Annotated in this window: 10 protein-coding genes; 7 read left to right on the top strand and 3 right to left on the bottom strand. The window is 58.1% G+C overall.

All coding sequences use genetic code 11. The features are described 5' to 3' along the window. Window positions 1-170: 170 nt before the first annotated feature. The 5 genes from ACLHHB_RS11860 (at window position 171) to ACLHHB_RS11840 (ending at window position 5,345) form a co-directional block, all read left to right on the top strand. The gene (locus ACLHHB_RS11860; protein WP_410218488.1) at window positions 171-398 is read left to right on the top strand and encodes a hypothetical protein; all 228 of its coding nucleotides are present in this window, start codon (window positions 171-173) and stop codon (window positions 396-398) included. A gap of 1,196 nt (window positions 399-1,594) precedes the next feature. Then, the gene (locus ACLHHB_RS11855; protein ID WP_410218487.1) at window positions 1,595-1,753 is read left to right on the top strand and encodes a hypothetical protein; all 159 of its coding nucleotides are present in this window, start codon (window positions 1,595-1,597) and stop codon (window positions 1,751-1,753) included. 202 nt (window positions 1,754-1,955) lie between these two features. After that, the gene (locus ACLHHB_RS11850) at window positions 1,956-3,473 is read left to right on the top strand and encodes an ATPase domain-containing protein (protein WP_410218486.1); all 1,518 of its coding nucleotides are present in this window, start codon (window positions 1,956-1,958) and stop codon (window positions 3,471-3,473) included. A gap of 11 nt (window positions 3,474-3,484) precedes the next feature. Continuing rightward, window positions 3,485-4,933 (top strand): sensor histidine kinase, encoded by a 1,449-nt coding sequence (locus ACLHHB_RS11845; protein WP_410218485.1) that lies wholly within the window; start codon window positions 3,485-3,487, stop codon window positions 4,931-4,933. A 37-nt stretch (window positions 4,934-4,970) separates the two neighbouring features. After that, complete coding sequence (locus tag ACLHHB_RS11840; RefSeq protein ID WP_410218489.1) at window positions 4,971-5,345, top strand: response regulator; 375 nt, start codon at window positions 4,971-4,973, stop codon at window positions 5,343-5,345. Between the two features lie 806 nt (window positions 5,346-6,151). Here the strand turns inward: ACLHHB_RS11840 and ACLHHB_RS11835 are convergent. Continuing rightward, window positions 6,152-6,442 carry a hypothetical protein gene (locus tag ACLHHB_RS11835; RefSeq protein ID WP_410218484.1) on the bottom strand — a complete coding sequence of 97 codons (291 nt, stop codon included), beginning with the start codon at window positions 6,440-6,442 and terminating at the stop codon, window positions 6,152-6,154. 625 nt (window positions 6,443-7,067) lie between these two features. Here ACLHHB_RS11835 and ACLHHB_RS11830 point away from each other — a divergent pair. Together ACLHHB_RS11830 and ACLHHB_RS11825 are read left to right on the top strand one after the other, a co-directional pair. Then, on the top strand, window positions 7,068-7,241 hold the full coding sequence (locus tag ACLHHB_RS11830; RefSeq protein ID WP_410218483.1) for a hypothetical protein: 174 nt from the start codon (window positions 7,068-7,070) through the stop codon (window positions 7,239-7,241). 229 nt (window positions 7,242-7,470) lie between these two features. Next, window positions 7,471-7,905, top strand: a complete 435-nt coding sequence (locus ACLHHB_RS11825; protein ID WP_410218482.1) for a PPC domain-containing DNA-binding protein — start codon at window positions 7,471-7,473, stop codon at window positions 7,903-7,905. Between the two features lie 262 nt (window positions 7,906-8,167). Here the strand turns inward: ACLHHB_RS11825 and ACLHHB_RS11820 are convergent, their stop codons facing one another. After that, window positions 8,168-9,382, bottom strand: coding sequence for a sensor histidine kinase (locus ACLHHB_RS11820; RefSeq protein ID WP_410218481.1), 1,215 nt, complete (start codon window positions 9,380-9,382; stop codon window positions 8,168-8,170). A gap of 31 nt (window positions 9,383-9,413) precedes the next feature. After that, window positions 9,414-9,634 (bottom strand): hypothetical protein (locus ACLHHB_RS11815; protein ID WP_410218480.1); only part of this gene is annotated, 221 nt, incomplete at its 5' end.

The raw sequence follows: 9,634 nt of genomic DNA, 5'->3' as shown, positions 1-9,634 counted from the left end.
CTGTGCAAGTGCGAGGCGCCTCAACAAATGCTGGAGATCGGCAAGAAGGTGGCTGTCATGGGTGCTGTCGAACAACGCCCGTCTGGCGCTCAAACGTTCCGACATTTCGCGAATTTCATAGGAAAGGGGCTCGGGGGCCATTGTGTCAACCTTCCAGAAAGGGCACATCGATGCGACGCTACAATAAAACGCCTGTACCTATAAAAGGTTTAAAATTGGTTTTCATCGAGCGGTTTGCGGGCCGGGATGATTGGTTCGAGCGGCCAAAAATCACTTCTACTCCGGTAGGGCTTGCGAGCCTGCGCCTGCTCCCAGCCCATTCTCATCCTGTGCTGGCCTTCAGTCCGTCTGGCAGAGTAACCAGTTTGACCTTGCCAGACGCGATGGAACGTCACTGAGCTCCCGTCGCCCCCCACTTGCATTGCTAGGCGGCGCTCCGCCTTGCCCGGGAGGGAGAAACCGAACTGCACGAGGCTGTCGGCATTCTTGCTCACCAAGCGACAGTTGCCTAGTTGGGCCACCCCGACTGCGCCGCCTCGAATGACCGGGCAACGGCCCTTTGGCTGTCGGACCTGATGCCGCAACACGCCATGATTTTGGCCAAACTGGGGCTGCGACCCGCATATCGATCACGAACGGGTGGCCGAACTGGCTTAGGTGGTTTCTTCCATTTGATCTGACCCAGGATTGGCATGTCATCCGATCTGGGGCCGCTTCACGGATCGCGTGGCTTCCTCCTGCCTCATCGACGCCCTGGTGCCCGCGACGCGAACGCGAAAGCCTTGGCCTGTCACAGAACGCAGATGACGGCGCTGATCGATGACGACGATCCGAAGGGGTCCATCACAGCGGCCTGTCACCAGCAGCATTTCGGTTCCATCCGGAGATCATCATCGCCGCTTGAGGATATTCTGGTCACCTGACCTGCCTTTATGCCGCCAGTGATGATCCTCGAATGCAGCGGACCCGTGAGTATGAGGCTGCAAAGTACCACCGCACGCTTGCAGCCGTCGAACCAGGGCCCGTTCAATTATGGGTTGGACATCTGTTGCAGGAACGGAACGCTCGCGCGCCTGCTGGACTCCCGCTGCTCGCGGCTTGAGGTCATAGACTATATTCCTGCCGCCTGCGCAGCGACACGTTGTCATCTGGACAACCTCCAGCATGTCACCGTGCTGGAAGGCACTGCTCCGGATACTGGAAGACGTTGGCGCTCTTGGCCAATGGTTGCTTGCGCCTCCATACGGACCTGTCATTGCCGTGAACTCGGCCGGTCTTGAGGACGAGCCCCTGAACGGGTCACAGGCGGTGGCGCTGCTTGCGGATCTCATTGGCGCCACCACCACATCCGCATTTGCCAGCTTCCGCATTAGCCGCTTCTTCTGAGGCAAGGGCAGGCTTGCGCATCTCTGGCCGTATGCTCTTGACGCTCCTGAAGGGGCCTCCCCAAGCGGCTCTGTTTGGCCTCCGATATTTGCAAAAGGTACTGCCGTTGGACAGATTGATCTCACGGTCGTTTTGCACGAAGCACGGACAACCCATGTGAACAGTGAAGGCGGGTCGGGAAACCATTCTGTTCTGCAGGAGCATCGACATGTCATCAAAGATGATGGTTGCCCTTAATCGCAGCCACGCCATGACCCCCACAGGTTCTCGTGACGAGCGGGACATGCTAATCCGCATCATGGCAAGGAATCTGGCGCAGGACATCGCTGGCTTCCTGCACCGGGAGCAGGATACGTATCATCAGTAACTGGAGGGGCAGGGGGACGATGATGCGTCCTAGAACATGAGCATCGCTCGGGCTGACATCAGCCTGATGAGGCTCCATAAAGTTCTTCACCTGCACAACATGGTTATTTAAATGAAGCAGGCTGCGTGATCCGTTCCTTCGAACGACATGATCTTTCAAAGCACCTAAGACGTTATGAAGCTATTGATAGGAACAATGACGCATGCGCGAGACTTTTGAGGGTGATCCTCAATCCAGAATGCTGACTGGAACACAAGGGCTGGATATCGTCCTGCGGGGAGGCTTGACCCCGTCCCGTCTGTATCTTGTCGAGGGAACGCCCGGATCAGGCAAAACGACTCTTGCTCTCAAGTTTTTGCTGGAAGGTGAAAGGGTCAGGGAGAAAGGCCTGTATATCACCCTGTCCGAGACTGAAGACGAACTGCGGGCCGTGGCCCAGTCACACGGCTTGCTTTTGGATGGGATCGATATTCACGAGATGGTGGCGGAGGACGAATTCGCCGCCGATCACGAGCAGACGCTTCTGCATCCGAGCGAGGTTGAACTCGGGGAAAGTGTCCGGGCCATCTTTGATCTGGTGGCAGAAACCAATCCGGCCCGCGTGGTTCTGGACAGCCTGTCGGAACTGCGGCTTTTGGCGCAGAACCCGCTGCGCTACCGGAGACAGATCCTGGCGTTGAAGCATTTCTTTGCACGCCGAAGCTGTACCGTCTTGATGCTGGACGACCGCACGGCCGAGCCGGGCGACCTGCAGCTGCACTCCATCGCGCATGGCGTCATTTCCCTGGAGCAACTGGCCAACGATTTTGGTTCGGAACGGCGCCGGCTTCGCATCATCAAGATGCGCGGCGTACAATATGACGGCGGCTACCACGACTTTACCATCGAGCGGGGCGGCGTTTGTGTGTATCCGCGCCTGATCGCTGCGGATCACCACCGAAGCTTCTCCAGCACGCCGGTCACGACCGGGTTGACCAGATTGGATGCTCTGCTTGGTGGAGGCCTGTTTCCTGGGACCAATACCCTGCTGGCCGGGCCGGCAGGTGCGGGAAAGACCACAACGGCCGTGCGCTGCATGATTGCAGCACTGCAGCGCGGACAGAAGGCTGCCTACTTCCTCTTCGATGAGCGTCTCGCCACCTTGCTGATCCGATCACGAGCGCTTGGAATGGATCTTCAGCCATTCATCGATGATGGCGTCCTGACCATTCGACAGATTGATCCGGCCGAACTGTCGCCTGGCGAATTTGCCAGCGCCGTCCGCGATGCTGTCGAAAAGGACGATGCCGGTTTCATCGTCATCGACAGTTTGAATGCCTACCTCCACGCGATGCCGAGCGATAATTTCCTTGTCCTGCAGATGCACGAGCTTCTCAGCTATCTGGCACAGCAAGGTGTGGTCTCGATGATGATCCTCGGTCAGCATGGCGTGACGGGGGAACTGCGCTCAGACTTGGACATCAGCTATCTGGCGGATACGGTCATGATGCTGCGCTACTTCGAGGCCGAAGGAGAGGTCCGCAAATCCATCGCGGTGATTAAGACGCGCACCTCTGCCCATGAACGCAGCATCCGCGAACTGGAGATTGATCACACGGGTATTGTCATCGGTGATCCCCTCCGGAGTTTCACTGGCATCCTGTCAGGCAAGCTTGTTTATGCATCTCCTGACAATCAGCTGCTGCCATTGTCGCATGATGATGGCGCAGGATCATCGTAAACGATCAGCCTGTGAAGATCCAAACCGGGCAAAAAGCTCCCGCCTCGGACTTGTCGGCAGCCGTTCTGGCTCCTCGCGGGCGAGACGCGGTTGTGGCAAAGCAGCTGCTTGAGAAGGCAGGCATCGGCGTCAATGTCGCAGCCACCTTGAGCGAGTTGGCCTTGATGATCAACAACGGCATCGGTGCCGTTCTGATCACCGAAGAAGCGCTGGTTGCGTCGGATGAGGACAGGCTCGCCGACGCGTTGGCTGAGCAACCGTCTTGGTCGGACGTTCCGTTCGTTGTGTTGGCCAATGGCACTGTGCGCCATCGATCGGATCAGGCCAAGGTTCGTATGGATGCACTTCGGAATGCCGTTCTTTTGTCCCGTCCTTTGCATGCCGAGGAATTGCTGCGGGCCATCCGGTCGGCATTGAAAGCCCGCGCGCGGCAATACGAGGCGCGCGACCGGATGCATGAGTTGCAACTTCGTGAGGCGCAACTTCATGAAAGTGAGGCCAAGTTCCATGCCATTGCCAACTCTGTCGACCAGATGATCTGGTCGACCCGCCCGGACGGGTTCCACGACTATTACAACGACCGCTGGTACGAATTCACGGGTGTTCCCGAAGGCTCGAATGATGGCGAGGCCTGGGCGGGCATGTTCCATCCAGACGATCGCGAGCAGGCATGGGAGCGGTGGCGGCACAGCTTGGAAACGGGCGAGCCTTATGAGGTTGAGTACCGCTTGCGGCATCATTCCGGCGAGTACCGATGGGTTCTCGGCCGTGCAAAGGCCGTACGTGACAAGGCGGGTCAGATCACCCGTTGGTATGGCAGCTGCACGGACATCAACCGGATCAAGGTCGCAGAGGAGCAGCTTCAGCTGATGCTGGGTGAAATGAACCATCGCGTCAAAAACTCGATGGCCATGGTTCATGCGATCGTGTCACAAACCCTGCGGCAAGCCCAAAGCCTGGAGGATGCGCGTGCCTCGATCCAGTCCCGGATCGGGATGATGTCGCAGGCTCATGACCGGCTCGTCAAGGCCACTTGGACGGAAACACATATCGCCGAGGTCGTCGAAGCCGCCTTGGCTCCCCATCGCATGATAGCTGGACGCCTGACTCTGTCCGGACCAGATCTTGTCATCGGTTCAAAGCAGGCGCTTGCCCTGACCATGGCCCTGCACGAGCTTGCCACGAACGCGATCAAGTATGGCGCTCTTTCCGGCGAGGAAGGAATGGTCCGCGTTGAGTGGAAAGTCCAGATGGAGGGGGAGAAACCTGTGTTTCACTTCCACTGGATGGAAAGCGGCGGCCCGGCGGTGGAAAAGCCGACACGGCGGGGGTTCGGAAGCAGGTTGATAGAACAGGCCCTTGCCGGCTACTTCAACGGCACGGCGGAACTCAAGTATGCACCATTCGGTTTGCAGTTTGAACTGCAAGCCCCTTTGTCAGGGTTATCACAAAAAGATTGATGGCCCATCCGCATGCGACACGTTGAGAAGAACAATCATGACACAAGAAAGCCCCCCTTGCCCCGCCATTCTCGTTGTAGAGGATGAGGTGCTGATCCGGATGGAAGCGGTGGACATGCTGGAAGATGCCGGGTTTCGAACCTATGAGGCCAAGTCGGCCGATGCAGCAATGGTTATCTTGCAGACCAGGCCCGATATCGGGCTTCTCTTTACCGACGTTGACATGCCGGGCTCGATGAACGGGCTGAGCCTTGCCGCACATGTCAGGGAGCAGTGGCCGTCGATCAAGATCGTCATTGCGTCAGGTGTCATAGACCTGAGCCAGGAAGACCTTCCCAAGGGCGCTTGCTTTTTCCCCAAGCCTTATCCCTCAAGCGATATTGTCGAGAGGCTCAAGGCGATGTGCCGATAAAGCTTTTCTTGTATCTTCACTTGTACGAGATATCGTAAGGAGTGATTCATCCCTCGCCTTGGCCTTCGAGCCATTGCTATGCTCCCCAGGCCGGCGCTCCTCAAAATTTTGCGACAAATTCCCCCGGCTGCGCTCGGCTGTCTGCCCCTGACCAAGTGCGCCTATCCATCCCCGGCACAGCAAAAGAAGGCAATAGCGCCAATATCTGCGGCGCTGTCTCTATCGTCCAGCAGGCTGGCTGCTGCCTCAGCCACCAGACACCGCTTCACCCGCACCGGTAGGATATTGGCATCGCTCCGTTCCAATGTACTCTATGCCGCAGCCGCTGTCGCCACCCTCACACTACAACTCGCACTCTGAAGCTTCGCCTGGTCCAACATATCTTAAACCTTCAAGCGGATAGGCGGATATTCCGACTCACAAACAGGGCGAAGGGTTTTTTGTCAGCCTCTACGCGAACAACCTAAGCTTGCGGTTTCCTTGGGACCATTTTTACGCAACGCCCTTTGCCGCCAGCTTGTCGATAAAACGCCTTGATCACGTGAAATCGGCTCACTTCCCGACGGCGGTAATATCCCGACGGCGGTAATATTACGAGTAGATCCCGCGCTTATTGCAACGCTTAACATCCAGCCGAAGCATTTAATCAAGGAAGATCGCGGCATGATCGACCAATTGAACTTTGGATATGTAGAAAGGCTGGAAAAGAGAAGTGGGCGCCATAACGGCCAGATAACATCCGGCGTGTGGCTGTCGGGTCCCATTGGCCTTTCTTTCGTCTGCTTCCTCAGATCCTTTGTGGCCCTTTAGATAAAGAAGGCCGCAGCCAGACCGATGCCGAGTCCGAAGACCAGCCCAATTGATATGCCTCTGAAGAAGAGGCAGCAGGGGCAGGACGTGCGAAAATACTGCATGAGGCGGGAGGTCCAGTGCTCCGGAGTGTCGCACCAAGACGGCAGAAAGACCCGGCTGGCCCAGGCCATTAAATTGGAAAGTCCGTTGTTCTCCCAATTACCTGTGCCGCCGTCGAGATCCTCGGCCTCGGGCTCATCGGCGGTGTCCGGGGTCTCGGGCCGGAACCGGAATGGATTGATCATGATCAGTCACCTTTCTGGCAAAACTTGGGCCGGTCCTTGAGGACGAGCCTCTGCACTTGCCCATGAACGCGATTCCGGCTTCCAAGTTGCGAAACCTGCCTGTCGACCATGGAACTGCGAACGCACTATACCCAATCAGCCGATTACAGAGTGCAACGAGTAGAGGCGTCTCACTGAAGCAGGTCCGCGCGAGACATGAAGGTTTGAACAAGGTCCAGTGGACAAACTGGTGTCTTGGTCTAGAAGCCTCAGATGTTCCGGAAAAAGATCCGGCCCTTCGGCCATGCTCTCGACGCGGTCCCATTTGATAAGCGGTTTCACCCCTCTGCCGCCGATCCAGCCCGTGGGCTGCACCAGGCAGAGTGAGGCTGGCCACTGCGGCCAGCAGAGAGCTTTCGTTGATGATGCCGTAGGATGCGCCGACCAATGCAGCAGTTCCGATGACGGGATAGTGCGACCATGGCTGGCGAAAGGCGATCCTTGCCATTCTGAGGGCGAGCCAGAAGCTGAGCACGGCATTTCCGATAAGCCATAGATGGCTCCATGCACCCAAGGAGGTCTTGAACGGCGCAGGCAGCCACACCTGCCCGAAGCCCACGGCAGGAGAAAGCGCATTACAGGTAAGATGGACGCTGATGGCAATGAAAGCGCCTGCAGCGGGGGCAACACCCAAGGGGTGCCGAAGCAGCAGAAGAAGAAGCGCAGGCAGCATGGAGTGGGTCAGGATCGACCGGTGGTGCAGGATGGACAGAAGGGCCAGATCGAGGTCAAGAATCCAGAGAAACAGATGGCTGCCTAGAAGAAACGGGGTGAGGCTCGCGGGTGTCGAGAGAACCTGTATAACTCTCCAGAAAAACTAAAAATGCTTCCGTTTACAAGCCAATCGAGTCTTGGCCCTTGACTGCCTATCAGGTTCTAGAAGCAATGGCATTGCAAAGAAACGGGGCGACGGGATGTTCCGCTGACCTTCAGTCGAAACCGGAAGGACAGGTGCGATAACTATACAGCATGACCAGCCACTCCATTCCTTGACCGGCCTGAACATTGCGCAAAGGCTGAGGCCCGGGGAGGATCTGCTGAACGGGCTCCGGGCCTTGCTCAGGAAGGCGGGCGCTCGTGCAATGGCCCTCGCGACCTGTGCCGGAAGCCTGACGCGGGTTTGGATCCGGCATGCCAACTGTCCGGAGGGCACGCTCTACGAAGGCCATTTCGAGGTCACGTCGCTCGTCGGGACAGTGGATCGGGCCGGACAGCACATTCACATCACGATCACCGACGGCAACGGCAGCGCCAGAGGCGGACATCCTCTTCCCGGATCGGCGGTCTACGGCACGGCAGAAATCGTTGCGGTCGTGCTTCCTGCCCTGCAGTTTCGTCGGGAGCCATGCTCGCTCATCGGCTATGACGAGCTTGTCATCGAGTCTGTGGAAGACGTTCACGGACCCGCCGCGTCACCGGACTAACGCGGGGCTATTGTACCTGCAGTCGAGGGGCGGCGTGGGTCCGTGAACGCGCGCAGGATGGCAGCCAGCGCCGTTTCCTCCACGAGATCCGCAGCGGCCAGGGGACCAACCCAGATCCGGTCTCTCTGCCCACGCTCTGGATACGCCTCGCTCAGAGCCGTTACTGTGCGGGGAAATACTACGACATCGACAGGCCTTATTTCGCAAAATTTGCCTTCACTGATGCGTGCGAAGCCAGATCAGAAAGGTGCTCCATGCGCCATCAGTTCTGCCGTGTCGGACGCTCCTGCACCGGAAACTCCAGCACAAAGCAGGTTCCTGGGCAAGCATTTTGCCATTCGGCCCGCCCGTCAAGCTGACGACTGAGGCTGGTGATCAGCTTCATGCCAAGGCTCTTGGTATCGTGGGTATCGAAGTTCGGAGGCAGGCCCTGTCCATTGTCACAAACTGTCAGTCGAAAGTGCCCGTGCTTGTCTGGCTGGATGGTGAGGCGCACGTCTCCGCTGCCGTCTGGATAGGCGTACTTGAACGCGTTCGTCACCAGCTCGTTGACCAGCAATGCCAGCGGCACCGCCTGATCTGTGGCCACCACGATCGGCGCAATGGCGCAACTTAAGGTTTGACCGGGCGCGGCAGTTGTACGGATCTGGTCGCACAACTGGACCATGAACTCTTCCAGCGCCATCATGTGCACCTCATCGGCACGCCAAAGCCGGTCATGCACCTGTGCAATGGTCATGACCCGAGAGCGGGCATCGTCGAGCGCGCGTTGCAAAGCCGGATCCGAGATCAAGCGCCTTTGCATGCTCAGAAGGCTTGCCACCATGGCCAGGCTGTTCTTGACACGGTGGCTGATCTCGCGTGTCAGGACCTCCTGATGGGCCTTGGCTTCCTGAAGCTGCCTCTCGCCTGCCTGTCGGGCTTCTTCAGCCTGCTGCCGTTCAAGCGCCACGCCGAGGAGGTTTGCAAAACCCTGCATGAATGCCAGATCGGCCTTGGTGAACCGCCCCTCGGTTGGACTGTCCACCTCAAGTACTCCGTAGCGTCCCCCATCGCCCTGGATGAGCACGTTGATGGCACGCTTGATCCCGTGCTCCACGAGCAGAGCCGGGGTACGGAACCGGCTTTCCTTGGTCAGGTGGTTGGAAATGACCGGCGCACCCGTGTGAAAAGCATACCCCGTCGAGCTTTCAGCATCGGCGCCAAGCCGGGCAAAGCCGATCACGCCGGGCTTCCAGCCGACTCCGGCCTGCACGATGAACTGTTCCTCGCTTGGCAGGTACCTCATCACCTTGCAGAACTCGCTGTGCAAGCCGAGCGCACAGATCCGAGTGGCTTCCTGCAGCAGTGCATCGGTGTCGCGGGTTCTCAGTGCGTATAGGCCGAAGTCTGCGGCAAGCTGTTGCTGGCGAAGACGATAGGCCAATTCTTCTGCAGCACCGCCGCCCTGCTCGGGAGCCACAGCGGGAGCAGCCATGTGATCATGTGTCATAAGGTCGTCTCCTGGCTCAAGCCTGGCCAGTCACCGGCTCGGATGGTGCAACAGCTTGTTGCGCGCGAGCGGTATAGGTGAAGAAAAACAAATAAGCGAGGGGATGAGTGGAGTCTTTGTGCGCTCTTGAAAGCGTCAGAGGCCAGCTCGGGACTAAGCCATGTCCCAGATGGCTGAGCAATGGCCGAAAAGAAAGGCTGTTCTGCCCCCTGAGGACTGAAGCGTTTGAAACTGGAG

Source organism: Paracoccus sp. (in: a-proteobacteria) (assembly GCF_046462195.1).
Lineage (GTDB): Bacteria > Pseudomonadota > Alphaproteobacteria > Rhodobacterales > Rhodobacteraceae > Paracoccus.
The sequence above is the reverse complement of the archived record's forward strand: the minus strand, read 5'-3'. Positions and strand labels throughout refer to the sequence as shown.

Bases quoted from the DNA above. Each gene is read 5' to 3' on its own strand.
- ACLHHB_RS11840 (WP_410218489.1), top strand. From the start codon at position 4,971: ATGACACAAGAAAGCCCCCCTTGCCCCGCCATTCTCGTTGTAGAGGAT.
- ACLHHB_RS11850 (WP_410218486.1), top strand. From the start codon at position 1,956: ATGCGCGAGACTTTTGAGGGTGATCCTCAATCCAGAATGCTGACTGGA.
- ACLHHB_RS11835 (WP_410218484.1), bottom strand. From the start codon at position 6,442: ATGATCAATCCATTCCGGTTCCGGCCCGAGACCCCGGACACCGCCGAT.
- ACLHHB_RS11860 (WP_410218488.1), top strand. From the start codon at position 171: ATGCGACGCTACAATAAAACGCCTGTACCTATAAAAGGTTTAAAATTG.
- ACLHHB_RS11855 (WP_410218487.1), top strand. From the start codon at position 1,595: ATGTCATCAAAGATGATGGTTGCCCTTAATCGCAGCCACGCCATGACC.
- ACLHHB_RS11830 (WP_410218483.1), top strand. From the start codon at position 7,068: ATGGACGCTGATGGCAATGAAAGCGCCTGCAGCGGGGGCAACACCCAA.
- ACLHHB_RS11820 (WP_410218481.1), bottom strand. From the start codon at position 9,382: ATGGCTGCTCCCGCTGTGGCTCCCGAGCAGGGCGGCGGTGCTGCAGAA.